Origin of the sequence: Variovorax stachyos (assembly GCF_051400855.1) — a bacterium.
Taxonomy (GTDB): domain Bacteria; phylum Pseudomonadota; class Gammaproteobacteria; order Burkholderiales; family Burkholderiaceae_C; genus Variovorax.
Genome location: NZ_JBLFFN010000004.1, coordinates 413,317 through 436,069, shown reverse-complemented (window position 1 = coordinate 436,069; position 22,753 = coordinate 413,317). Strand labels below are relative to the sequence as shown.

At 70.1% G+C, this 22,753-nt stretch carries 25 protein-coding genes; 12 read left to right on the top strand and 13 right to left on the bottom strand.

All coding sequences use genetic code 11. The annotated features are described in order from the left end of the window. Positions 1 to 2 precede the first annotated feature (2 nt). Genes ACMGEZ_RS10255 through ACMGEZ_RS10245 form a run of 3 tightly spaced genes read left to right on the top strand, consistent with a single transcriptional unit; the run spans position 3 to position 2,645 of the window. Positions 3 to 1,430 (top strand): MFS transporter, encoded by a 1,428-nt coding sequence (locus ACMGEZ_RS10255; RefSeq protein WP_436822159.1) that lies wholly within the window; start codon positions 3 to 5, stop codon positions 1,428 to 1,430. Continuing rightward, complete coding sequence (locus ACMGEZ_RS10250) at positions 1,427 to 1,732, top strand: hypothetical protein (protein WP_436822158.1); 306 nt, start codon at positions 1,427 to 1,429, stop codon at positions 1,730 to 1,732. Before ACMGEZ_RS10255 ends, ACMGEZ_RS10250 begins: the two co-directional genes overlap by 4 nt. Continuing rightward, positions 1,713 to 2,645: an RNA polymerase sigma factor gene (locus tag ACMGEZ_RS10245; RefSeq protein ID WP_436822157.1), complete on the top strand. Its 933-nt coding sequence runs from the start codon at positions 1,713 to 1,715 to the stop codon at positions 2,643 to 2,645. The genes ACMGEZ_RS10250 and ACMGEZ_RS10245 overlap by 20 nt, the downstream gene beginning before the upstream one ends. Here ACMGEZ_RS10245 and ylqF read toward each other — a convergent pair. Together ylqF and ACMGEZ_RS10235 are read right to left on the bottom strand one after the other, a co-directional pair. After that, positions 2,642 to 3,595, bottom strand: coding sequence for a ribosome biogenesis GTPase YlqF (gene ylqF, locus ACMGEZ_RS10240; protein WP_436822156.1), 954 nt, complete (start codon positions 3,593 to 3,595; stop codon positions 2,642 to 2,644). The genes ACMGEZ_RS10245 and ylqF overlap by 4 nt on opposite strands. Before the next feature lie 126 nt (positions 3,596 to 3,721). Beyond that, the gene (locus ACMGEZ_RS10235; protein WP_436822155.1) at positions 3,722 to 4,612 is read right to left on the bottom strand and encodes a LytTR family DNA-binding domain-containing protein; all 891 of its coding nucleotides are present in this window, start codon (positions 4,610 to 4,612) and stop codon (positions 3,722 to 3,724) included. A 143-nt stretch (positions 4,613 to 4,755) separates the two neighbouring features. On the opposite strand from ACMGEZ_RS10235, the gene ACMGEZ_RS10230 reads away from it, so the two are divergent. Continuing rightward, complete coding sequence (locus ACMGEZ_RS10230) at positions 4,756 to 5,937, top strand: acyltransferase family protein (RefSeq protein WP_436822154.1); 1,182 nt, start codon at positions 4,756 to 4,758, stop codon at positions 5,935 to 5,937. 79 nt (positions 5,938 to 6,016) lie between these two features. Beyond that, positions 6,017 to 6,607: a cell envelope protein SmpA gene (locus ACMGEZ_RS10225; protein ID WP_436822153.1), complete on the top strand. Its 591-nt coding sequence runs from the start codon at positions 6,017 to 6,019 to the stop codon at positions 6,605 to 6,607. 4 nt (positions 6,608 to 6,611) lie between these two features. Here the strand turns inward: ACMGEZ_RS10225 and ACMGEZ_RS10220 are convergent, their stop codons facing one another. The 4 genes from ACMGEZ_RS10220 to ACMGEZ_RS10205 all read right to left on the bottom strand — a co-directional run bounded on the left by ACMGEZ_RS10220 (position 6,612) and on the right by ACMGEZ_RS10205 (position 8,911). Further along, entirely contained in the window at positions 6,612 to 7,526 is a 915-nt protein-coding gene (locus tag ACMGEZ_RS10220) for an aminotransferase class IV (RefSeq protein ID WP_436822152.1), read from the bottom strand. A 19-nt stretch (positions 7,527 to 7,545) separates the two neighbouring features. Continuing rightward, a complete protein-coding gene (locus ACMGEZ_RS10215) occupies positions 7,546 to 8,019 on the bottom strand; it encodes a MerR family transcriptional regulator (protein WP_436822151.1) in 474 nt (157 codons plus the stop codon). Then, entirely contained in the window at positions 8,009 to 8,422 is a 414-nt protein-coding gene (locus ACMGEZ_RS10210) for a nuclear transport factor 2 family protein (protein WP_436822150.1), read from the bottom strand. Before ACMGEZ_RS10210 ends, ACMGEZ_RS10215 begins: the two co-directional genes overlap by 11 nt. Positions 8,423 to 8,533: 111 nt before the next feature. Beyond that, positions 8,534 to 8,911, bottom strand: a complete 378-nt coding sequence (locus tag ACMGEZ_RS10205; protein ID WP_436822149.1) for a response regulator — start codon at positions 8,909 to 8,911, stop codon at positions 8,534 to 8,536. A 148-nt stretch (positions 8,912 to 9,059) separates the two neighbouring features. Here ACMGEZ_RS10205 and ocd point away from each other — a divergent pair, with 148 nt between their 5' ends. Beyond that, positions 9,060 to 10,082, top strand: coding sequence for an ornithine cyclodeaminase (ocd, locus tag ACMGEZ_RS10200; RefSeq protein ID WP_436822148.1), 1,023 nt, complete (start codon positions 9,060 to 9,062; stop codon positions 10,080 to 10,082). Between the two features lie 3 nt (positions 10,083 to 10,085). Here ocd and gshA read toward each other — a convergent pair whose 3' ends face one another. Both gshA and ACMGEZ_RS10190 read right to left on the bottom strand, forming a co-directional pair. Beyond that, complete coding sequence (gshA, locus tag ACMGEZ_RS10195) at positions 10,086 to 11,663, bottom strand: glutamate--cysteine ligase (RefSeq protein WP_436822147.1); 1,578 nt, start codon at positions 11,661 to 11,663, stop codon at positions 10,086 to 10,088. Between the two features lie 113 nt (positions 11,664 to 11,776). After that, positions 11,777 to 12,445, bottom strand: a complete 669-nt coding sequence (locus ACMGEZ_RS10190) for an alpha/beta hydrolase (protein ID WP_436822146.1) — start codon at positions 12,443 to 12,445, stop codon at positions 11,777 to 11,779. Positions 12,446 to 12,645: 200 nt separating this feature from the next. Here ACMGEZ_RS10190 and ACMGEZ_RS10185 point away from each other — a divergent pair, with 200 nt between their 5' ends. Next, the gene (locus tag ACMGEZ_RS10185; RefSeq protein WP_436822193.1) at positions 12,646 to 14,013 is read left to right on the top strand and encodes an MFS transporter; all 1,368 of its coding nucleotides are present in this window, start codon (positions 12,646 to 12,648) and stop codon (positions 14,011 to 14,013) included. Positions 14,014 to 14,034: 21 nt separating this feature from the next. On the opposite strand, the gene ACMGEZ_RS10180 is transcribed toward ACMGEZ_RS10185, so the two are convergent. Together ACMGEZ_RS10180 and ACMGEZ_RS10175 are read right to left on the bottom strand one after the other, a co-directional pair. Next, complete coding sequence (locus ACMGEZ_RS10180) at positions 14,035 to 14,433, bottom strand: hypothetical protein (protein WP_436822145.1); 399 nt, start codon at positions 14,431 to 14,433, stop codon at positions 14,035 to 14,037. A gap of 93 nt (positions 14,434 to 14,526) precedes the next feature. Further along, a complete protein-coding gene (locus ACMGEZ_RS10175) occupies positions 14,527 to 17,367 on the bottom strand; it encodes an autotransporter family protein (RefSeq protein ID WP_436822144.1) in 2,841 nt (946 codons plus the stop codon). Between the two features lie 151 nt (positions 17,368 to 17,518). Between ACMGEZ_RS10175 and ACMGEZ_RS10170 the strand changes: the two genes are divergently transcribed. Together ACMGEZ_RS10170 and mnmH are read left to right on the top strand one after the other, a co-directional pair. Then, the gene (locus tag ACMGEZ_RS10170; RefSeq protein ID WP_436822143.1) at positions 17,519 to 17,737 is read left to right on the top strand and encodes a hypothetical protein; all 219 of its coding nucleotides are present in this window, start codon (positions 17,519 to 17,521) and stop codon (positions 17,735 to 17,737) included. Further along, a complete protein-coding gene (gene mnmH, locus ACMGEZ_RS10165; RefSeq protein ID WP_436822142.1) occupies positions 17,737 to 18,786 on the top strand; it encodes a tRNA 2-selenouridine(34) synthase MnmH in 1,050 nt (349 codons plus the stop codon). Before ACMGEZ_RS10170 ends, mnmH begins: the two co-directional genes overlap by 1 nt. Positions 18,787 to 18,811: 25 nt before the next feature. Here the strand turns inward: mnmH and ACMGEZ_RS10160 are convergent, their stop codons facing one another. Beyond that, positions 18,812 to 19,735, bottom strand: a complete 924-nt coding sequence (locus ACMGEZ_RS10160; RefSeq protein ID WP_436822141.1) for a DUF808 domain-containing protein — start codon at positions 19,733 to 19,735, stop codon at positions 18,812 to 18,814. Positions 19,736 to 19,756: 21 nt separating this feature from the next. Next, on the bottom strand, positions 19,757 to 20,275 hold the full coding sequence (locus ACMGEZ_RS10155; protein WP_436822140.1) for a GNAT family N-acetyltransferase: 519 nt from the start codon (positions 20,273 to 20,275) through the stop codon (positions 19,757 to 19,759). Between the two features lie 78 nt (positions 20,276 to 20,353). Between ACMGEZ_RS10155 and ACMGEZ_RS10150 the strand changes: the two genes are divergently transcribed. Then, entirely contained in the window at positions 20,354 to 20,503 is a 150-nt protein-coding gene (locus ACMGEZ_RS10150; RefSeq protein WP_436822139.1) for a hypothetical protein, read from the top strand. Beyond that, positions 20,500 to 20,802, top strand: coding sequence for a 2Fe-2S iron-sulfur cluster-binding protein (locus tag ACMGEZ_RS10145; protein ID WP_436822138.1), 303 nt, complete (start codon positions 20,500 to 20,502; stop codon positions 20,800 to 20,802). The genes ACMGEZ_RS10150 and ACMGEZ_RS10145 overlap by 4 nt, the downstream gene beginning before the upstream one ends. Positions 20,803 to 20,818: 16 nt before the next feature. Here the strand turns inward: ACMGEZ_RS10145 and ACMGEZ_RS10140 are convergent, their stop codons facing one another. Further along, complete coding sequence (locus tag ACMGEZ_RS10140; RefSeq protein ID WP_436822192.1) at positions 20,819 to 22,000, bottom strand: MFS transporter; 1,182 nt, start codon at positions 21,998 to 22,000, stop codon at positions 20,819 to 20,821. A gap of 104 nt (positions 22,001 to 22,104) precedes the next feature. Here ACMGEZ_RS10140 and ACMGEZ_RS10135 point away from each other — a divergent pair, with 104 nt between their 5' ends. Beyond that, positions 22,105 to 22,746 carry an RluA family pseudouridine synthase gene (locus tag ACMGEZ_RS10135; RefSeq protein WP_436822137.1) on the top strand — a complete coding sequence of 214 codons (642 nt, stop codon included), beginning with the start codon at positions 22,105 to 22,107 and terminating at the stop codon, positions 22,744 to 22,746. The last annotated feature ends 7 nt before the right edge of the window (positions 22,747 to 22,753 follow it).

Sequence of the window (22,753 nt, the reverse complement as noted above, 5' to 3'; positions counted from 1 at the left end):
CCATGGCACCTTCCACACTTCCACCGGAATCGAAGCCCGACGAGGCGCGCCGAAGACGCTGGATCCTCGCGCTTGCCTCGCTCGTCTCCTTCCTGGTGGCGCTGGACGCCATGGTGGTCACCACCGCCCTGGCCGCGATCGGCCGCGACCTCGAGGCCCCGATCGAAGCGCTGGAGTGGACCGTCAACGCCTACAACCTGAGCTTCGCGGTGCTGCTGCTGACCGGCGCTGCGCTGGGCGACCGCTTCGGGCGCCGGCGCATGCTGGTCGCGGGCCTGGCGCTGTTCGTGGCGGCTTCGGCGGCGTGCGCGGCGGCAGGCAGCGTCGCGGCGCTGATCGCCGGGCGCGCATTGCAGGGGGTCGGCGCGGCACTGATCATGCCGCTGGCCATGGCGCTGCTGAGCGCGGCCTTCCCCAAGGAACAGCGGGCCCGCGCACTCGGCATCTTCAGCAGCGTCACCGGCCTCGCCCTGATCGCCGGCCCGGTCGCGGGCGGGGCGGTGGCAGAGGGGCTGGCCTGGCCTTGGATCTTCTGGATCAACCTGCCCATCGGCGCGTCCTTGATCGTCCTCGTGATGCGCCGCGTGCCCGAAAGCCACGGCCCTGCCGCGGCGCTCGACCTGCCCGGCGCGCTGCTCGCCACCGGCGCAGTCCTCGGCCTGGTGTGGGGCCCGACGCGCGCGCACGAGGCGGGTTGGACCAGCCCCGAAGTGGCCGGCGCCCTCGCGGCCGGCCTGCTGCTGGCCGTGGCTTTCGCTGTCAGGGAGCGCCTGGCGACCGCGCCCATGGTGCCGCCGGCACTGTTCCGCGCCCGCGCCTTCTCCTCGGGCATCGCAGCCAGCTTTTTCTTCTACGCGCCGATGTACGGCACCGTGTTCTTCCTGCCGCAGTTCCTGCAGGCGCAGGGTTCAGGGCCGTTCGGCGCGGGGCTGCGACTGCTGCCCTGGACCGCCACGCTGCTGGTGGTGGCACCGCTGGCCGGCAGCCTGGTGAACCGGGTTGGCGAACGGCCGCTGGTGGTGGCGGGCACGCTGCTGCAGGCACTCGGCAGCGGCTGGATCGCGCTGATCGCGACGCCCGAGCTGCCCTACCTGCGGCTGGTACCGCCGCTTGTCGTCGCCGGCATCGGCGTCTCGATGGCCATGCCGGCCGCGCAGAACGCGGTGCTGGGCGCGGTGGCGCCGGCGGAGATCGGCAAGGCCTCGGGCACTTTCAACACCTTCCGCTATCTGGGCGGCGTCTTCGGCATCGCGCTGATGGTGGAGGTGTTCACGCGCAGCGGCAGCCTGGCCTCGCCACAGGCCTTCAGCCAGGGCTTCGCGCAGGCGATGGCCGTGGGTGCCGCGCTCTCGCTGCTGGCGGCGCTTGCCGGCTGGCAGCTTCCTTCTAGACTCATCCGGCCCGTGCCGGCGAAAGGACTTCCATCATGAAACGCATGGTCCAGTACAAGGTCAAGCCCGAGCGGGTGGCCGAGAACGAGCGCTACGTCCGCGCGGTGTACGAGGAGCTGCACCGGGTGCGGCCGGTTGGCCTTCGCTACGCGACCTTCCGCCTGCCGGACGGGCAGAGCTTCATCCACCTGGTCTCCAACGAGGCGCCGGACGGCGCCAATCCGCTGACGGCGCTGCCGGACTTCAAGGCCTTCCTTGCCGAGCTCCGGGAGCGCTGCGAGACGCCGCCGGCGACCACCGACCTGGAGGAAATCGGTTCCTATGGCTTCTTCGACCGCTGAGCCGGGCGGCCCCGGCCGCGACGCGATCCTCGGCACGCTGGAGGAAGCGCGCCGCCAGTTCCTCGCGCTGGTGGACGACGTGCGGCCCGAGCTGCACCGCTACTGCACGCGCATGACCGGGTCCGTGGCCGACGGCGAGGACGTGGTGCAGGACACCCTGGCCCGCGCCTACTACCAGCTGTCGGAGCTGAAGGAGCTGCCACCGCTGCGCCCCTGGCTGTTCCGCATTGCGCACAACCGCGCGATCGACCGCTGGCGCTACGACAGCCAGCGCGTCGCCGAGCCGCTCGACGTGGCGCTGGACGTTGCCGACGACGCCGCGCGCGAGCCCGACCAGGCGCTGGCGCGGCACCAGGCGGTGCACGCGGCGCTCTCCTGCTTCCTCCAGCTTGCACCGGCCCAGCGCGGCTGCGTGATCCTGAAGGACGTGCTGGACCATTCGGTCGAAGAGATCGCGAGCGAGCTCGAGCTCAGCCTGCCGGCGGTGAAGGCGGCGCTGCACCGGGGCCGCGCGCTGCTGCGCCAGCTCTCCGCAGCCAGCGCGCCGCCCGCGCCGGCACGCGCCGTGCAGCCGGCGTTGCTGCGCTATGCGCAGCTGTTCAATGCCCATGACTGGGACGGCGTGCGCGCGATGCTGGCAGACGACGTGCGGCTGGACCTGGTCTCGCGGCGCAAGGCGGCCGGGCGGCGTGATGTGGCGCTCTACTTCACCAACTACGCGCGGCTCCAGGACTGGCACCTGGTGCCGGGCTGGCTCGACGGGCGCGAGGTGCTGGGGGTGTATCCGGCACCTGGTGCCGAGCATCCCGGCTACTTCGTCGAGCTGGTCTGGCGTGAGGAGCGCGTGCTCGGAATCCGCGACTTCCGCTATGTGCCTTACATCGCCCAGGAAGCCCGGTTCACGCCGGCCTAGGCATCGCCGGGCGGTGCGTCCTCGCGGCTCGGCGGCCCCTTCTTCTTTCGCCCTCGCGCCTCCTTCTTCGCCTGCCGCTGCGCATCCAGCAACTGGCCGGCCGCCAGCCACTGCACGAATTCCTCGGGCGTCTCCAGCGTGATGCGCCCCAGGCTGCCGCTGCGGAACTCGTTCATCACGATCTCGGCCGCCTTCTGGAGGTTGACGCGACCTTTGCCCAGCAGGGCGCCGCGCTGGCGGCCGATGGCCTCGAGCAGCTCCTCGTCGCCCAGGCCGGCGACCGCCTCCAGCCTGAAGCGCGCCTCGAGCAGCCCGGCGTAGTGCCGCTTGAGGTAGCCCAGCAGCTCCAGCGCGACCAGCTCCTCGTCGAAGGCATTGCGGCCGATCGCGCCGCTCGCGGCCAGGTTGTAGCCGCTCTGCGCGACGATGATGCGCGGCCACAGCATGCCGGGCGTGTCCCAGAGGTAGAAGCCGTCGGCCAGCACGATGCGCTGCTCCAGCTTGGTCACGCCGGCCTCGTCGCCGGTCTTCGCCTTGCGGGTGCCGACGAGCGTATTGATCAGCGTCGACTTGCCCACGTTGGGGATGCCGCAGATCAGCACCCGCATCGGCTTGGCCATGCTGCCGCGCTGCGGCGCCAGCTCGCGGCAGGCGTCGACGAGCCGGCGCGCGGGCGCTGCCTGGCTGGCGTCGAGCCCGATGGCGCGCGTGGCCGGCTGCGCGTTGTAGTGGGCCAGCCACAGCGCAGTGCGCTCGGGATCGGCCAGGTCCTGCTTGTTGAGCACCTTGAGCCCGGGCTTGTGGCCGGTCAGCTCGGCCAGCATCGGGTTGGCGCTGGAACCGGGCAGGCGCGCATCGAGCAGCTCGATGACCACGTCGATCTCGGCGATGCGCTCGGCAATGGCCTTCCGGGTCAGGTGCATGTGGCCGGGGAACCACTGGATGGCCATCGGGGACTTCTTTCTTGCTGGGGAATCGGGGAAGGCGGCGATTGTCGCCGGTGCCCGGATGGCTGCTCAGCGGATTGCCTTCGCCTTCGGCTGCGGTGCTGTTCCCCTTCGGAGCGGCGGTGCGCCTCACGCGCCCAGCGCGTCGCGGTAGCGCCGGCTGCAGGGGATGCGGGTGCCGTCCTGCATCACCAGCCGCGCATCGCCGCCCTCCAGCGGCTCGATTTCGGCCACGCGGTCCAGGTTGGCGGCGTAGCTGCGGTGCACGCGCGCATAGCGCGCCGGGTCGAGCTGGGCCAGGAAGTCGGTCAGCGTGGCGCGCAGCAGGTAGTCGTGCCCTTTGACCCGCAGGCCGACGTAGTTGCCCTGCGCCTGCAGCCAGTCGATGTCGCTGGCGGCGATCAGGAATTCGCGCCGCAGCTTGCGCACCAGGAAGCGCTCGGGCCGCGCCGGCGGCTGCTCCGGAACCGCCGGCGCGGCCTCGGCCGCGTCCTCGGGGGCGTCGAGCACGCGCGCCTCGCCCTGCAGGCGCAGCATGAAGAGGCGGTAGCTGAGGATGGCGACCAGGAACGCCGCATAGGTGCGCACGTCCTTCAGGTACTCGTAGACCCACTGCTCGAACCAGTCGCCGAAGTCGTACTGGCTGCCGAAAAATGCGTAGACGGCCTGGCGCAGGCCCACCATGCCCGCCACGTGGATCACGCTGAAGACCACGGTGGCGAGCAGGTGCCAGGGCAGGCTGCGGGCCAGCGTGCCGAGGGTCAGCGGAAAGCGCCGCTCGAAGGCGACCACCGCCGGCACCAGCGCAAGCAGCACCAGATGGCTGGACAGCTCCCAGGTCACCGGCTGCCACGTCGGCACTGCGCGCCCCAGCTTGTCGGCGTCGATCACCGCGACCATGGTGTTGAAGGCAGCCTGGAGCGCCATCACCAGCACCCAGAAGGCGATCTCGACCCGCCGGCGGTAGGGCTGGTAGCGCTCGAACAGGTTCTTCGGGGTCTCGCGAGGCGCGTCGGGCATGCGGCATTCTCGTGAATCCGGGCCCGGATTTCGTCCCTGGTGGCCGCCGTTCGTCCCCGAAGCGGGGCGGATCGTCACTCAGGCCGCCACCCGGACCGGGCCGGCGCCCATCATGGCCGCCTTCGCATCGCCAGGAGCCGCCCATGACCCCCGACTCGTCCCGCCGCCACGACATCGACGCGCTGCGCGCGCTGGCCTTCGGCCTGCTGATCCTCTACCACGTCGGCATGTACTACGTGGCTGCGTGGCCCTGGCACCTCAAGAGCCCGCATGCGGCGGCGTGGCTGCAGGCGCCGATGCAGGTGGTCAACATCTGGCGCATGGACCTGGTGTTCCTGGTCTCGGGCGTGGCGCTGGGTTTCCTGTTCCGCGGCCGGGACCCGCTGGCCCTGATCGGGCAGCGCGCGCTGCGCCTCCTGCTGCCGCTGGTCTTCGGCATGACGGTGGTGGTCCCCTACCAGGCCTATGCCGAGGCGCTGGCTCGCGGCCTGGTCGCGCCGGGCTTCGGCGACTTCATGCTGCGCTACCTGGGGATGGGGCCCTGGCCGAAGGGTGCCTTCGCGGGGTCGGATTTCGGCATGACCTGGAACCACCTGTGGTACCTGCCTTATCTCTTCGTCTACACCGCCGCCGTGGCGCTGCTGCAGCCGCTGCTGGATTCGGCCGCCGGGCAGCGGCTGCGCGCCGCCTTCACCGGACTGCGGCGCTGGCGCCTGCTGGTGTTGCCCGCCCTGCCGCTGCTGCTCTACGCGCTGACGCTGGCGCCGCACTTCCCGGCCACCCACGACCTGATCCACGACGGTTACCTGCACCCGCTGTATTTCACCGTCTTCCTGTACGGCTACTGGATGGGCATCGACGAGGGCCTTTGGCGGGAGCTGCAACGCCTGCGCGGCTGGGCACTGGCGCTGGCAGTGGGCTTCGTGTCCGCCTACCTGGCGCTGCGCGCGGCGGGCGCCGAGGCCTGGCTGCTGCGCGGGCTGCGCGCCTTCTACCTGTGGACGGCGATCGCCGCCATCCTGGGCTACGCCCGCCGCTACCTCGACCGCCCCTGGCCGTGGCTGCACTGGGCCAACGAGTCGGTCTACCCCTGGTACATGCTGCACCAGACCTTGATCGTGGCCGGCGCCGTGCTGCTGGCGCCCTGGCGGCTGGGGCCGGTGCTCGAACCGCTGTTGCTGGTGGCTTTCACCGTCGGGGGCTGCTGGCTCCTCACGGACGGGCTGATCCGCCGCATCGGCTGGCTGCGCCTGCTGTTCGGACTCAGGCGGCGCGCGCAGGAGTCAGGCGATCGGCGGCGATTTCGAGACTTCGTAGCGCGCTGAATATGTAACAAGCCCCTAGAATCGCCGCGCTGCGCGCCGTCCGGCCGCAGCGCTCAACAACAACCGAGAGAACGTTCCGATGCTCCAGCGCTTCGCCCTTGCCACCCTCCTGGCGGCCACCCTTCCCCTTTCCGCCGCCCACGCCCAGCGTCCCGCGCCGGCACAGGGTCCGATGACCGATGGCTACCTGTGCTGCAACATGCGCAGCTACGGCAAGCAGATCAGCGACATCAACTACGACGAGCAGGGCATGAGCATCGTGGCCGTGGGGACGCCCGCGCGCATCACCGGCTACGACTTCCGCTGGGTCGACCTGAGTGTCGGCGGCCTCCCGCAACGGCTGAAGAACGACTACAGCCGCGACATCCCGAGCATCCCCTTCGGCCAACGCTACGTCGTGACCGAGGACCCGAAGATCAAGCTGGCCGGCTACCCGGAAAAAACGCGCGCCGCCATTGCCGGGATGAAAGTGGTGCCCGGCATGACGCGCGAGCAGGTGCTGATGTCGCTGGGCTACCCCATCAGCAGCGAGAACCCGAAGCTCGATGCGCCCGTGTGGCGCTATTGGCTGGATACCTGGGCGGAGTACCAGGTGGTGTTCGGCGCCGGCGGCGTGGTCGACAAGGTGGTTGCCGACCCGGCGGTGCTGAGCCGGGTTTCGCTGCCCTGAGGGCTCAGCGCCCGGCGTAGTCGATGGGCTGGCTGTAGGTCGGGTCGCGGTGCAAGTCCCAGTAGACGGCGTGCAGGCTCCGGGTGAGCGGCCCCGGCCGGCCGGTGCCGAGCACCCGGTCGTCGACGCGCGTCACCGGCAGCACGCCGCCGCCCGAGCTCGTGAGAAAGGCCTCGTCGGCGCCGCGTAGTTCCGCGGCCGGCAGGGCGCGCAGTTCGATCGGCATACCGAGCGCGCGGGCGATCTCGATGACGGTCCGGCGCGAGATGCCTTCGAGCACGCCGTCCTTCGGCGTGACGAGCGCACCGTCCTTCGCGCAGAAGATGTTGAAGCCGGGCCCTTCGACCACGTTGCCGTCGGCATCGCTCAGCACCACCGTGTCGGCACCGGCGTCGAGGGCGCCGAGCAGGCCCATGGTGAGGTCGTTCCAGTGGTAGTTCTTGGCGGTCGGGTCGACCGAGCCGGCGGGAATGCGCTGTACGGCGCTCACCTTCAGGTGCAGCCCGCGCTCGCGCTGGGCCTCGTTGGCAATCCACACGAAAGGCACCGCAAAGGCGTAGAAGCGGTTCACCGCCTGCCGCGGATCGCGCGAGCCCCAGGGCGGCTGGCCGCGGGTGACGATCATCTCCACGTAGGAATGGCGCAGGCCGCTGCGCCGCACGCATTCGGCCAGCACCTCGGTGATCTGCGCCGGCGTGAGGCCGGGGTCGAGGCGGAAGCGCTCGCAGCTGCGCATGAAGCGCTCCAGGTGCGCGTCGAGCCGGAAGAAGGCGCCATCCCAGACCGTGACCACGTCATAGGTCGCGTCGGAGCGCAGGAAGCCCCAGTCGGTGATGGGAATCGCGGCCTCGGCGATCGGGACATAGGCACCACGCACGAAGGCGACGCCATCGGCGAGGGGGTGGGTGGCGGCAGGCAAGGTCGAGGCTCCTTCGGTTTCATGCACCTCCGGCCGCTTTGCGGGCGGATGAAGGCGTGGGCAATGCGGGCTTGCGTGCGGGTCGCGGCATCTCGGCGCTGATCAACGCAGGCCGGTGGCCGGTTTGCATCCAGGCATCGTAGAAGTCGATCTTCTTTTCGACCAGGGTCAGGGCGCGCTCCCACTCGGCGATGGTGGCGTTCACACGCTCGCGGTGGGCGGCGAGCAGGTCGCGGCGCTCGCGCAGGCTGCGGCTGCCCTGCATCACCAGCGCCGTGTACTCGCGCATCTCGGCGATCGACATGCCGGTGGCGCGCAGGCGCTCCATCAGGTCCAGCCAGCCCACGTGGAGCTCGCCGTAGACGCGCCGGCCGCTCTCGTCGCGCGCCACCCCGGGCACCAGGCCCTGGGCCTCGTACCAGCGGATGGCATGCACGCTGCGGCCGGTGCGCGCCGCCAGCTCGCCGATGCGCAGGCTGGGGCTAGCCGGCACGCGCGGGAGCCTCCAGCACTGCGTCGACCAGGGCGGTGTCGAGGTACTCGGTCAGGGCCACCACCTTGCCATCGGCCAGGCGGTAGATCAGGCAGTACTCGTTGTCGTAGCGCTTCCCGGCCTTGGTGCTCACCTCGCCGCGGCACTGGACGACGACGTGGTCGTCCTCGGCAATGAAGGCCTCGGCGGTATTGCGGTAGCGGCCCTCGAACTGGGCGTACAGCGGCGCGAGCAGCTGGTCCTGCACGGCCTGCCGGCCCTCGTAGGTGCCCGACCAGGCGGTGCGGCCCTTCATGACCCAGCGGAAATCCTCCGCCAGGCTGTCGATGAAAGGCCTGCCGTTGCCCTTGGCGAGCTCGGCGTGGATGTGCTGGATGATCTGCTTGTTGGCGGTGGCGCTCATGGCATGGTTCCTCTTGAATGGACCGGACGACCCGGCTCATTCATTGGAAATGCTCGAGCGCACTCTAGGTCAAGCGCGCCGCGAACTCAACGCCTGCGTGTGCGCCGCAGCTCAGTTCCGATGGCTCAGCTTCTCGCAGTAGTCGAGCAGCAGCTCGATCTCGGCCGACTTGTCGAAGAAGGCATCGGCGCCGAGCGCCTTCGAGCGGGCCCGCATGTCGGGCGTGGCGTAATTGCTGAGCACCACGACTTTCTGGTGGGCGGCCCGCCGGCGGACGGCATCGACCACGCCGAGCCCGTTGCCGTCCTGGAGGAACAGATCGACGATGGCCATGTCCCAGCCGTCGCGATGCCGGTCCAGCCAGTCGACCGCCTCGCGCTCGCCCGCTGCATGAGCCACGACGGTGGCGTCCGCGATGTCTTCCAGGAAGCCTACGAGGTTCTCCCGGATCACGGGGTTGTCTTCAACCAGATAGGTCTTGAAAGTCATGGTGGCGCCAGCGAAACGAAAGGGTTGTCGGGGTCTTGTCCTTGCTGGAATGTCATGATGGGCCGCGACAGCCTGCGCGCGGTGAGTCATCAGGGTCAACGCGGGTAGGCGAACGCCTACCCGACTAATACCGAGGTTTCTTTCGAACATGGCAACCACCCGCTTCGTCGACATCCACGCGTTGTCGACCCTCGTCCGGGCGACGGGAGCGCCCCGCTTCCTCGAGACACTGGCCCGGACGCTGCGCGAGGATTTCCTGCGCTGGCCCGAATTCGACAAGTCGGCACGCCTGGCCAGCCATTCGGAACTGGGCGTGATCGAGCTGATGCCGGTGTCCGACGCCCGGCACTACGCCTTCAAGTACGTCAACGGCCACCCTGCCAACACCGCCCGGGGCCTCCCCACGGTGATGGCCTTCGGCGTGCTGGCCGAGGTGGAGACCGGCTTTCCGCTGCTGCTCGCCGAGCTCACGCTCACCACGGCGCTGCGCACCGCCGCCATGTCGGCGCTCGCGGCGCAGGCGGTGGCCCGGCCGGATGCGCGCAGCATGGCGCTGATCGGCAACGGCGCCCAGGCCGAGTTCCAGGCCCTGGCCTTCCATGCGCTGCTGGGGGTGGACGAGCTGCGGGTCTACGACCTCGACGCGGCCGCGACCGACAAGCTGGTGCGCAACCTGGCGGCGTATCCGGCGCTGCGCGTGCAGCGGGCGGCCGGCATTGCCGAGGCGGTGCGCGGCGCGGACATCGTGAGCACGCTGACGGCCCGCAAGGCGCGCGCGACCATCCTCGCGCCCGGGATGATCGAGCCGGGCATGCACATCAACGCGGTCGGCGGCGACTGCCCCGGCAAGACCGAGCTGCACGTGGACGTACTGAGGGCCGCGCGCGTGTTCGTCGAGTACGCGCCGCAGACGCGCATCGAAGGCGAGATCCAGCAGCTGCCGGCCGACTTTCCGGTGGTCGAGCTGTCGCGGGTGCTCGCGGGCGCCGAGCCGGGCCGGCAGGACGAGGCCCAGGTCACGGTCTTCGACTCGGTGGGTTTCGCGCTGGAGGACTACTCCGCGCTGCGCCTGGTCTACCGGCTCGCGCTGGAGCACGGCGTCGGGCAGGACATCGCCCTGGCGCCGCCGGACGGCGACCCCAAGGACCTGTACCGCCTCATAGCCTCGTGAGCCTCATAGCGCCGCCGGCTGGGTGACCATCTGCGGCGAGTCGATCCAGTGCTTCTTGAAGCCCAGGCGCGCCGGCGAGACGTACTGCTCGCGGTAGATCTCGAAGGGCATGGTGTCGGAGGCCTCGATCTGCTTCTGCGCCTCGATGGATTCCTGTGTCGCCCGCTCGAAGCGTGCCTGCTGCTCGGCGCTGAAAGGCAGGGCCAGCAGCCCGGCGCGCGTTTCATCGGAACGGCTGCGCACGAAGTCGACGAAGGAATTGCCGTGCGAGCGGGCCATCGCCTCCAGCACGCGCGCCGAAGGCAGCAAGGACGGGTCGGCCAGCGCCTTTTCGGCGGCGCGCACCGCCTCGGCATGATGGTTGCCGCCATGGGCCGCGTCGAGCGCCGCGGCAATGGGGCGGCAGGCCTCCAGAAGTTCGGCGCCCCATTCGGTCAGCCCCACCTCGCGGCCCCCGCGCAGCAGCTTCAACCCGGGTTCGCGCCCGCGCGCAGCCGTCAGATGCTGGTTGTGGGCCAGCTCGGCGATCTCCTCGCGCGTGTCGGACGGGCTGTCGGCCAGCAGGCAGTGCAGCAGGAAGACATCCAGGAAGCGCATGGTGGAGGCATTGATGCCCAGGGGCTCGAAGGGATCGAGGTCCATCAGCCGCACCTCGACGTACTCGACGCCGCGCTCGCGCAGCGCATGCAGCGGCCGCTCGCCGGGGAAGATCACGCGCTTGGGCCGGATCGTGCCGTAGAACTCGTTCTCGATCTGCAGCAGGGTGGTGGCGAGCTGGTTGTACTCGCCGCCCAGGTTCTGGATGCCGATCGCCTCGTAGGCCGGCCAGGGCCGGGTCAGCGCGTCCTGCAGCGAAGCGGCATAGCCGTCGAGGCTGTTGTAGCTCACGGCCAGCGAAGCCTGGGCCTCGCTCTGGTAGCCCAGCCGCCCCATGCGCAGCGAGGTGCCGTGCGGCATGTGCATGCTGCCCTCGCCCAGCGGCTTCAGCTCGTGCGCGCGCCCGGCCACGAAGCTCGAGCACAGGGCCGGCGAGGCACCGAAGAGATACAGCAGGAGGAAGGCATTGCGGCGGAAGTTCCGGATCAGCGCGAAGTACTCCGCGCTCGAGACGTCCGGCATCGACCAGTTGTAGTGGATGCCCGAGATGGTCTGCATGCGCCGCCCATAGCGGTGGCTCAGGCCCATGCGGTAGACGCTCTTGGCGCGGCCCACGTTCGAGGAGCCGTAGCGCCCGATCGGAATGGTCTCGTCCGGCGGCAGGCGGCAGGGCATGCTCGACACCCACAGCCGTTCGTCGCCGGCCTCGGCGAGTGCGCGATAGGTGAACTGGTGGATCTCCGTGAGCTCGGCCAGGCAGGCTTCGACATCGCGGTGCACGCCGGTGATGAGCTCGAGCTGCGACTCGCTGAAATCGGTGGTGATGTGGGGGTGTGTGAGAGCCGAGCCGAGAGCGGCGGGATGCGGCGTCGCTGCCAGCTCGCCGCTGGGCTCCGCCCGCAGGCTCTCCTTTTCGATCCCTCGGCGGACTCCCTTCAGGCGCGCGGGTGCGAGCGCTCCCAGGCGCTCCTGTAGTTTGCTCATGTCGTTATGCCCGGTGAATCTTGTGGGGCGGAAGGTAGCACGGCCACGGACAGCCTGCTGACACCCGTGTTTTAAGCGCCGACGGCGTTTCTGCTATAGCGCGAACGGCGACGTCAGGACGTGGCCAGCACCCGCAGCAAGAAGCGATTGACGTCGGCGATCTCCTCCATGCACACCGAGTGTTCCATCGGGTACTCGTGCCATTCGACCGCATGGCCCAGCGCCGCCAGCGCATCGCGCGAGGCGCGGGCGCGCTCGATCTGCACCACGCCGTCGCGGGTGCCGTGGCCGAGGAAGATCGGTACGTCGTGGTTGGCGGCATGCCGCTCGGCGGCGGTGGTCGCGGCCAGCGGCAGGTAGCCCGAGAGCCCGACGATGCCGGCCAGCCGCTCGGCGTGGCGCAGCCCGGTCAGCAGCGCCATTGCGCAGCCCTGGGAGAAGCCGGCGACCACGATGCGCCGCGCCGGGATGCCGCGCTGCTTCTCGCTGGCGATCAACGCTTCGATCGCGCCCTGCGAACGGCGCAGGCCGGCCTCGTCCTCGCGCTTGACCAGGTCGGGCGCGGCGATGTCGTACCAGGCCGGCATGCGGTAGCCGCCGTTGACGGTGACCGGGATCACCGGCGCGTTGGGGAACACGAAGCGCACCGCGCCCACGGCGGACAGGTCGAGTTCGCTGACGATGGGCACGAAGTCGTTGCCATCGGCGCCCAGGCCGTGCATCAGGAGCACGGTGGCCGTGGGGTTGGGGCCGGTTTCGATTTCGATGGGGGCGAGGGACATGGCTGATAGGAATTGCGTTGCCTGGATGGCCGGAGTGTGCCGCATCGTCGGTCCGAAGGCGGTGAGGCTTCATGAATGTCAAGAGTTGCCGATATCCTCTGGATGTTGTCCTTTCATGAGCGCGGCAAGTGCCCCGCATTCCGGCGCGACGACGACGCCATCACAACAAGAGGAGCCTGATGAACCCGCACCACTCGCCGATGAGCCGCACGGCCGCTGCGCATGGCACCGCAGCCAAGGTCGGAGGCACTCCGATGAACCGGCGCAAGACCATCGTCGCCACCACCATCGGCAACGGCCTCGAGTTCTTCGACTTCACCATCTACGGCTTCCTGGCCCTGGTGATCGGCAAGCTCTTCTTCCCCACCTTCGACAGCTACGGCCAGCTGCTGCTGACGGTGGGCAGCTTCGGCGTCGGCTTCATCATGCGACCGCTCGGCGGGATCGTGATCGGCGCCTACGCGGACCGCGCGGGCCGCAAGAAGGCCATGACGCTCACCATCTTCCTGATGGCGCTGGGCTGCGCCATGATCGCCTTCGCCCCTACCTACGCGCAGATCGGCGTCGCGGCGCCGATCCTGATCGTGCTGGCGCGGCTGATCCAGGGCTTCTCCGCCGGCGGCGAGGTCGGCGCCTCCACCACCCTGCTGGTCGAGCATGCGACGCCGGCCAATCGCGGCTTCATGGCGAGCTGGCAGTTCGCCAGCCAGGGCCTGGGCATCCTGCTCGGCGCGGCAGCGGCTGGCGGGCTGACCGCGGCACTCGGTCCGCAGGGCATGGAAGACTGGGGCTGGCGCGTGCCCTTCTTCCTTGGGATGCTGATCGCGCCGGTGGGCATGTACATCCGCCGCCACCTCAACGAATCGCTGGAGACCGCGGGGACACCGGCCGCCGCCGGGCGGCGCAGCAGCATCGCCGAGGTGTGCAGCGAACACGGGCGCACCGTGCTGGCCGCCATCCTCAGTGTGCTCGGGGGCACTGCCGCGGCCTATGTGGTCACCTTCTACATGCCGACCTACGCGGTGCGCGAGCTGGGCCTGCCGCCCACGGTGGCGCTGTTCGGCGCGGTGCTCACGGGCCTCCTGTCCTTCGTGCTGGCGCCGCTGGTGGGCATCGCTTCCGACCGCGTCGGGCGCAAGCCGCTGATCGTCTGGGGCCGGGTCGCGATGGCGCTCATGATCTATCCCGCTTTCTGGTGGCTCAACGCTTCTCCCACGGCGGCCGTGCTGTTCATCGTGGTGGGCCTGCTGAGCACCGCGCTGGTGGTGCAGACCGTGCCCGCCATCACCATGCTCCCGGAGATGTTCCCCAAGCATGTGCGCGCCAGCGGCATGTCGCTGGTCTACAGCGTGGGGGTGGCGCTGTTCGGCGGCTTCTCGCCCTTCGTCAGCACCTGGCTGGTGGGCGCCAGCGGCAACAAGCTGGCTCCCGCCTGGTATCTGCTCGGGATGACGCTGGTGTCGCTGCTGGGCCTGCTGTGGCTCAAGGACTTCACCGGCCGCGACATCGACGACGCCGCCGCCCACCTGCCCGATGCCGAACCTTCCACGAGGCCAGCCCGCGCATAGCAAGCGGCGCCGCACAGGCGCTCAGGGCCGCGACGCGAGTTCGCGGCACTTCCGCAGGTTGGCGTCGAAGCGCGACGCCAGGGCGGGCTCGCAGGCATCGGCAGTGGTCATGATGCGGCACATGCCGACCACCAGGAAATCCGACACCGCCTCGGTGCACATGGGGAAGCGGCTCAGGGCCGGGTTGTTCTGCGACTTGAAGCCCCAGCTGCTGGAGAAGTCCAGCATGCGGCCCATTGCCTCCTCGAAGTAGTCGCGGTCCCGCGCCGCGATGGCCGCCTCCATCGCCGGCAGTTCGCTGCCGAGAAAGCTCACGGCGGCGGCCGGAAAGCGGTCGGCGGACTGCGGCGGCTGCTGGGCGCCGGCCGTGGCGGCGGCGAGCCACAGGGCGGCGAGAAGGCAATGGCGGAGAGGTCCCATGGTCTCAAGATCTGCGATGGCGTTGGAAGGCGGCCCGCGGGCCGGCGGGCGCGAGAGCCTCCATTGGAACCGAAGACCGGGGCCCGGCGCCGCCTACCAGCGCAGCTTCACCCCGACCGAGCCCTGCACCGAGGACTTGTTCCGGGCATCGCCGCCAAGGGCGAACACGCGCCCCAGCTCGCCGTACAGGCTGGCGGCGGGCGTCAGCGCCAGCGTGAAGCCGCCCGCCAGCTCGGCCGCGGTGTAGCCGCTGGCACTGGCGAAGCGGGTCGAGCCCGCCGGGCCGACGAACTCGGCGACGTCGGCGCCGGCGCTCGCGCGGTACAGGTTCAGCCGCGCATAGGGCTGGAGCCGGCCCGCGCCAGTGGCGAAATCGCCTTTGATGCGCACGCCCAGGCGGGCGATCCAGCCGGCGTCGGCATCCTGGCGCACGATGGCGCCGGCGAGGGGCACGGCGTCGAAGTGCGCGCGCTGGTAGATCAGCTGCGCCTGCGGCTCGACGGTCCAGCGCTCGGTCAGCGCGAAGGACTTGCCGGTCTCGATCGAGGCGGTGAAGCTGTCGCCCTTGCCGGCAACGCTGGCGTTGCCATCGGGCCGCACGGTATAGCGATGGCTGCCGCCCTGGACCACGGCGTCGGCGTAGAGGCCGCTGCCGTCCATCCACGTGGCGTAGGCGCCGAGGTAGCGCGAGCGCAGGTCGTTGGAGCCGACCCGGCCGAAGCTTCCGCGCGCATTGCCGCTCACGTCGGCGCCGCCGTCCAGGAAGCCGACATAGACGCCGGCACGCCAGTGGCCGGCGGCCAGCAGGTCGGTGCCGGCCTGCAGCCCGCTCACATGGCCGCGGCTGTGCGCCGCGGCGATCCCGTCCTGGCGGATGTTCAGGTCGCTGTAGACCGCGCGCGCCCACGCCCGGCGCGGCGCCGTGTCGCTGCCGGCAGGGGCCGCGTCCTCGTCGCCGACACGGCGATGCAGGTTGCCGAGCATCGCGAGGTCGGCCTGGCGCAGCTGCGCCGGCAGCGCGGCGAACAGCGGCACTTCGGCGCGGTAGGTCGGCACCTCGCCCAGCAGCAACGGCAGCTTGACGGTGATGAGGGGGTCGGACGGGTTCGCGGGATCGGCAGGATCCGTGGCAGGGTCCGTGGGATTGGCGGGATTGGCGGGCTCTGCAGGATTGCCGGGTTCGACAGGCGTGACAGGCGTGACAGGCGTGACCGGTGTACCCGGCGGCTGCACCGTTGTCGTGGAGCGCAGGTACCAGTTCTCGCCCGCGCCCTGCGCATCGGCAGCGTGGAGGCGGTATTCGTAGGCACCCGCGTCCACATGGCCGTTGGCCAGCGTGAAGGCGTCTCGCGTCGTCTGGGCGGTGGTGGTGGCACCGTTGCGCGCGCTCACCACCTCGATGCCGTTGCCGGTCGTCAAGGCACCGAGGCCGCCCAGGTTGGTGATGCGCAGCGTGGTGCGGCCGCTGGCGCTGGCGCCAGGGCCGCTGAGCACCAGGCGATCGCTCAGGCTGTTGCTGCCGCCGAGCACCGTGCCCAGGTTCAGCGTGCCGCCCTGCCCCACGTAGGCTCCGGTGACGGTCAGCGTGCTGCCGGCGCCGGCGCTCAGCAGGTTCACCGTGCCGGCGTTGTGGAGCGCGGCCACGCGCTGGTCGAAGCCGCCGGTGTCGAGGGTGGCGCCTGCCGCCACCGTGTGCGCGGAAGCGGGGCTGAAGATGCCGGCCGCGCCGGCCTTCAGCGTCCCGGCCGTGACCGTGGTCGCGCCCCCATAGGCGTTGGTGCCGGAGAGGACCAGGCGCCCTGCCCCCGTCTTCTCGATACCGCCGCTGCCGGACAGCAGGCCGGCGTAGGTGGCATCGGTAGGCTGGGCGAAGCGCACCAGGCCATTGACCGCGATCGAAGGCGGCGCGAACTCGGCCGGTGTCTGCAACGTACCGCCTGCATCGACCGTCATGCTGCCGGTGTAGCTGCTGGCGTCGGCGCCCAGGATCAGCGTGCCCGCTGCGACGCGGGTGCTGGTGATGCCCGAACCGGGCAGCGCATTGCTGAAGGTCCAGGTGCCCGCATCGCGCTTCACCAGGGTCTGGAAATTCGACAGGGCGTGCGCGAAGGTGTCGGTGCCCGTGCCATCGAGCGTCAGCAGGTTGTTGCCGCCGCCGCCGTCGATGCCGCCGGTGATCGAGGAGCCGGTGTGGACGTGCAGCGCGTCGTCGCCGCCCGCGAAGTTCAGCGAGCCGATCAGCCGGCCCTGGTTCGTGAAATCGACGGCCATGGTGCCCGACACGCCCAGGATGTTGTCGCCCGCCGGGCCCTTGTACTCGATGACGCCGGTGGCGCCGTTGACCACCGTGTTCGAGCCGCTCGAGGCCTCCAGCCAGATGGCGGCGCCACCGGCCTGCGAACGCACCTCGCCGTGGTTGACGATGAGGTTGCCGCTGCCATGCGCGTTGATCGCTTCCGCGTTGTGCGCCGTGCCGTTGGAAAGCACCCTGGCGCCCTCCTCGATCGTGAGCGTGGTGCCCGCGCGGAACTCGATGGTGTTGGCCCCCGTGCCGTAGTGGCCGGTCGCGCCCGGCGCGGCGTTGTTCTCGACCGTCGCACCGCGTTGCACCAGGATGGTCCCGTTGTCGCCCATGCTGATGGCGGGCAGGTTGGTGGTGCTGATCACGGCGCCGGGCTGCACATCGACCGTGCCGCCGGGGGTGGCGTCGTAGCCGCCGATGACCACGAAGGTCTGGGGCGTGCCGGCGGTGCAGGTGATGGTGGCGCCGCTGGGGCCCGCGCAATCGGCGGCCGCGGTGCCGGCCAGGCTCAGCAGCGCCACGGCAACGGCGGAAGCCTGGGTTGTCGATTTGCCGAGTCCGCGGGCCAGCTCGGAAGCCACGGTCCACAGCCCCTGCTTCGGGTTCCAGACCACCTGGAAAACGCGATTCATAGAGTTCTTTCGTATTACATTGAATACTTAAGAATGTAGTTCTCAGGTTTACATTTTCTAAGGAAGTAGTTCACGAAAGCCGAGGCAATGCCCCAAGCTGATGCATGCGTTGGGGCGCCGGCCGTGCTAGCCGACGCCCGTAAACTCGGGCATGACCTCCAGACCCTCCAGGGCGCCGCGCATGTTCGAGCGCGGCCTTTTGTGCATCCTCATCGGCGCGGCCGTCCTGATCGCGCCCCATTTCCTGACATCGCCTCACTGGCAGGACATGCTCGGCGGTGCCCGCGTGGTCGGCTGGTTCGCGCTGGTGCTGGGCATCGCACTGGTGGTGGTGGACCTGGTCCAGCGCGCCAGGCGCAAGGTCCGCTGATGCGCGCACCCGCACCCGTGCGCGTTGACGATCGCGGTCGCTTCGACACGCTGATCGACGCGCGCTCGCCGGGCGAGTACGCCATCGACCACATTCCCGGCGCCATCAACTGCCCGGCGCTCGACAACGAGGAGCGCCGCATCGTCGGTACGATCTACAAGCAGCAGGGCGCCTTCGAGGCGCGCCGCGTCGGCGGCGCGATGGTGGCGGCGAACCTCGCGCGCCACCTGAGGGAGCGCTTCGCGGACCGGCCGGCCGACTGGAAGCCCCTGGTCTACTGCTGGCGCGGCGGCCTGCGCAGCGGCTCGATGGTCACCTGGCTGCGCCTGGTGGGCTGGGACGCGCAACAACTGGCCGGCGGCTACAAGAGCTGGCGCCGCCACGTGATCACGCAGCTGGACCTGCTCTGTCCGCAGCTCGACCTGCGTGTGCTGTGCGGCGCCACCGGCAGCGCCAAGACGCGCGTGCTGCAGGCGATGGCGCGCCAGGGACGGCAGGTGCTGGACCTCGAAGGCTTCGCCGCCCACAAGGGCTCGCTGCTCGGCGCCCTGCCCGGCACGCCGCAACCGTCGCAGACGGCTTTCGAGACCCGCATCGCCGAACTGCTGGAACGCATCGACCCCGCGCAGCCGCTCTATGTGGAAGGCGAAAGCCGGCGCATCGGCCGCCTCGATGTCCCGGTGCCGCTGGTGAAGCACATGCGGGCCAGCCGCTGTATCGAGATCGTGGCTGCGCCCGAGGCCCGCCTGGCCTACCTCCTGCGCGATTACGCCTACCTCGGCGACAATCCCGAGGCCCTGTCACGCCAGCTGGGGCTGCTGAAGGAACTGCACGGCAAGGCCGTGATCGGGCGCTGGCAGCAATGGGCGGCCGCGGGCGAGCTGCCGGCGCTGTTCGCCGAGCTGACCACGCTGCACTACGACCCGGCCTACCGGCGCTCGCAGGCCAGCCATTTCGAGCGCTGGGCCGAGCGGCAGACGGTGACGACGGACGATCTTTCCGACGCCGCCATCGAGGCGCTGGCGCGGCGGGTGGCGGAGCTGGGCTAGCTCCCGGAGGGTGTCCGATCCCCCGCTAGGCCTTCTTGCCGACCGCCTGCTTTCCGAACGCCTTCTTCGCGAGCTCGACCACCGCCAGCACGATCGCGCCGGCCACGATCCCGACGCCCGCGTTGACGCCCATCGAGCCCAGGCCACCCACCAGGGTCCCGGCGTCGACCGCCCACGCGTCGACCGCGTGGCCGAGTGCCGGTACGCCATGCACCAGGATGCCGCCGCCCACCAGGAACATGGCGGCGGTGCCGGCGATGGACAGCCCCTTCATGAGCCAGGGCGCCGCCACCAGGATGCCGCGGCCCAGGGCCTGCGAGGCGCCGCCTTCGCGGCGGCTCAGGTAGAGCCCCGCATCGTCGAGCTTCACGATGCCGGCCACCAGGCCATAGACGCCGATGGTCATGATCAGCGCGATGCCCACCAGCACCGACAGCTGCGTGGTGAAAGGCTGGCCCTGCACCGTGCCCAGCGTGATGGCGATGATCTCCGCCGAGAGGATGAAGTCGGTGCGCACCGCGCCCTTGATCTTGCCCTTCTCGACCGCCACCAGGTCGACGGCCGGATCGGCCAGTGCCTGCTCGTGCCGCGAGATGTCGGCGTCGTGCTCTTCCTTGTGCAGGAACTTGTGCGCCAGCTTCTCGCAGCCCTCGAAGCACAGGAAGGCGCCGCCGATCATCAGTAGCGGCGTCACCAGCCAGGGCAGCCAGGTGCCGATGAGCAGCGCCGCGGGCACCAGGATCACCTTGTTGACGAAGGAGCCCTTGCACACCGCCCACACCACCGGCAGCTCGCGCTCGGCCTTCACGCCGGACACCTGCTGGGCATTCAGCGCCAGGTCGTCGCCCAGCACGCCGGCGGTTTTCTTGGCGGCAACCTTGGTGAGGATGGAAACGTCGTCGAGGACGGTGGCAATGTCGTCGAGGAGGAGCAGAAGACTGGAGGCCATGAATGGGATGTTCCTTGCGGGTCAGACGACGTTTCGCTTGAGGCGGATCTCTTCGATCTTGGTGCCGCCCAGTGACGTTGTCTTGGCAGTCTTCATTTCTCGCTTGAAACCGGCCAGCTCGTAGAAGCGCAGCGCGCGGTCGTTGCGCAGCGGCACCCACACGGTGACCAGCGTGCAGCCCTCTTCCTCCAGGCCTTCGCGCGCGGCATCCCACAGCGCCACGCCCACGCCCTTGCCCCAGTGCTCGGGCTTCACGTAGAGCGCCCAGATCTCGCCGGTGGTCGAGGGCGTCTTGGGATCGCGCGAGCGGTCGAAGCCGACAAAGCCCACCACCTCTTCGCCCAGCACGGCCACGTGCACCTGCGGCTCGCTGAACTCGATGGCCTCCCGCCACTTGGCCTCGCGCGTGGAGGGCGCCAGGGCGCTCAACTGGTCCTCGGGCAGGATACCGGTATAGGCGGCACGGGCGGAGGCAACGTGGACTTCGGCGATGGCTTTGGCATCGCGCAGCGTGGCGGGGCGAACTTCGTAGTCAGGCATGAATGCGGGGGAAACGATCGGTAGGGGTTGTATTGTCGCCGCGTCGCTAAACTCGACCACCCATCACCGGAGGAACACATGCCCAAGGGACAGCAGCGCAGCAACAAGGAATCCAAGAAGCCGAAGAAGGACACCTCGCCGCCGAAGGCGCCGCCCGCCGGCTTCGAGCCGGTCCGCCCGATGACGACGGCAGTGATTCCGCGCGGAAAGATAAAGACCAAGGAATGAGCACGGGCGCGCCGCACGCCACGGCGCGGGTCGAGCCCGGCGGCTTCCGCTTCGACACCGAAGCGGGCCGCACGTTGCTGCAGTCCGCCGAGGCCGCCGGCATCGAGCTGCCCAGCTCCTGCCGCAACGGCACCTGCCGCACCTGCCTCTGCCGGCTGCTCGACGGCGAGGTGCGTTACCGCATCGAATGGCCCGGCCTGAGCCGGGAAGAGAAGGCCGAGGGCTGGATCCTGCCCTGCGTGGCGGAGCCGGTGGGCGACGTCAGGCTGGACGTGCCGCTGGCTTTCTCGCATTTCTAGGGCCTGCCGACAGCCCCTAGTCCGCGGGCTTCACCAGCCGATCGCGCGACGCCAGCGACGGGAAGAGCCGGAACCAGGCCAGCGCCACCAGCACGGTGCCCACGCCGCCCAGCACCACCGAGCCCACCGGCCCCAGCAGCGCCGCAGTGGCGCCCGATTCGAACTCCCCCAGCTGGTTGCTGGCGCCGATGAAGATCGAATTGACGGCACTCACCCGCCCGCGCATCGCGTCCGGCGTCTCCAGTTGCACCAGCGTCTGCCGAATCACCACGTTGACCATGTCGGCAGCGCCCGAGACGGCCAGCGCGAGCAGCGAGACGACGAAGCTGCGCGACAGACCGAACACGATCATGCAGACGCCGAACGTGGCCACGGCGATCAGCAGCGCGCGCCCCACGCGGCGCTCGATGGGCCGCCGCGTGAGCAGGATCGAGGCCGCGAGCGCTCCCACCGCGGGCGCGCTGCGCAACAGTCCCAGCCCCCACGGGCCCGTGTGCAGGATGTCCTTGGCGAAGATCGGCAGCAGCGCGACCGCGCCGCCGAGCAGCACCGCGAAGAGGTCGAGCGAGACCGCGCCGAGCACCGGCTTGCGGTGCCAGATGAAGTTCACGCCCGCCAGCACCGTCGACAGCGACACCGGCTCGCGCGGCGGCGGCGCGTGGTCGTAGCGCACCTGCATCACGAGCAGGCTGCCTACCGCGAAGCAGAGCAGGCCCGCCCCGTACACCACGCCGGCGCCGGCCGCGAACAGCAGGCCGCCGAGCGCCGGGCCGCCGATGATGGCGCCCTGCATGGCGGCCGAGCTGAAGGCCATGGCGCGCGGCAGCATGAGCGGCGGCACCAGCAGCGGCGTCAAGGCCTGCTGCGCCGGCATCTGGAAGGCGCGCACCGCACCCAGCACCAGCGACAGCCCGAGCAGCAGCGCGCGCGAGTCGTGGTGGCCCTGCACGGCCAGCAGGAGCACCAGCGCCACCAGCCCCTGCACCGCGAAGCAGGCCGCGACGATGCGGCCGCGATGCCGGCGGTCGACCACGTGCCCTGCCAGCAGCGCCAGCAGCAGTGCGGGCACGAACTGGTAGAGCCCCACCAGCCCCAGGTCCCAGGCGCTGCCCGTCAGCTCGTACATGTGCCAGCCGATCGCGACCAGCAGCATCTGGCTGCCCGCGGTGCCGAAGAGCCGCGCGGTCCACATCCGCATGAAGGTCCGCTCGCGCGTGAGATCGGAAAAGCGGGGCGAGGCGGCGGGCACGGACATCGCGTCGAGGATAGCCGAGGCCCGAAGCCTCATAGACTCGCTCGGCCATGACCTCGCTCGCCGTGATCCACGAAGACGCCGACCTGCTGGTGCTCGACAAGCCCGCCGGCCTCTTGTGCGTGCCCGGCCGCGGCGAAGACAAGCAGGACTGCCTCAGCGCCCGCGCGCAGGCGCGCTGGCCCGATGCGCTGGTGGTGCATCGCCTCGACATGGCCACCAGCGGCCTCGTGCTCATGGCGCGAAGTCCCGCGATGCAGCGCGCCCTCGGCGACGCCTTCGCGCAGCGCCGCGTGCGCAAGCGCTACGAGGCCATCGTGGACGGACTGCTTCCCGTGTCCGACGCGTGGTCGCTGATCGATGCACCGCTGATGGCCGACTGGCCCAACCGCCCGCTGCAGAAGGTCGACGCGCTGCACGGCAAGCCGAGCAGCACGCGCTGGCGCGTGAAGCGGCTCCTGCCCGATCGCGATGCGAGCCACCTGTGGCTGGAGCCGCTGACCGGCCGCAGCCACCAGTTGCGCGTGCACCTGCTTTCGATCGGCCATCCGATCCTCGGCGACCCGCTCTATGGCAGGGAGGAAACACGGCGGCGCGCGGACCGCCTGCTGCTGCATGCGAGCGAACTCGAATTCACCCACCCCGGCGACGGGCGGCTGCTGCGCTTCGAAAGCACGCCACCTTTCGCCTGAACCCGGC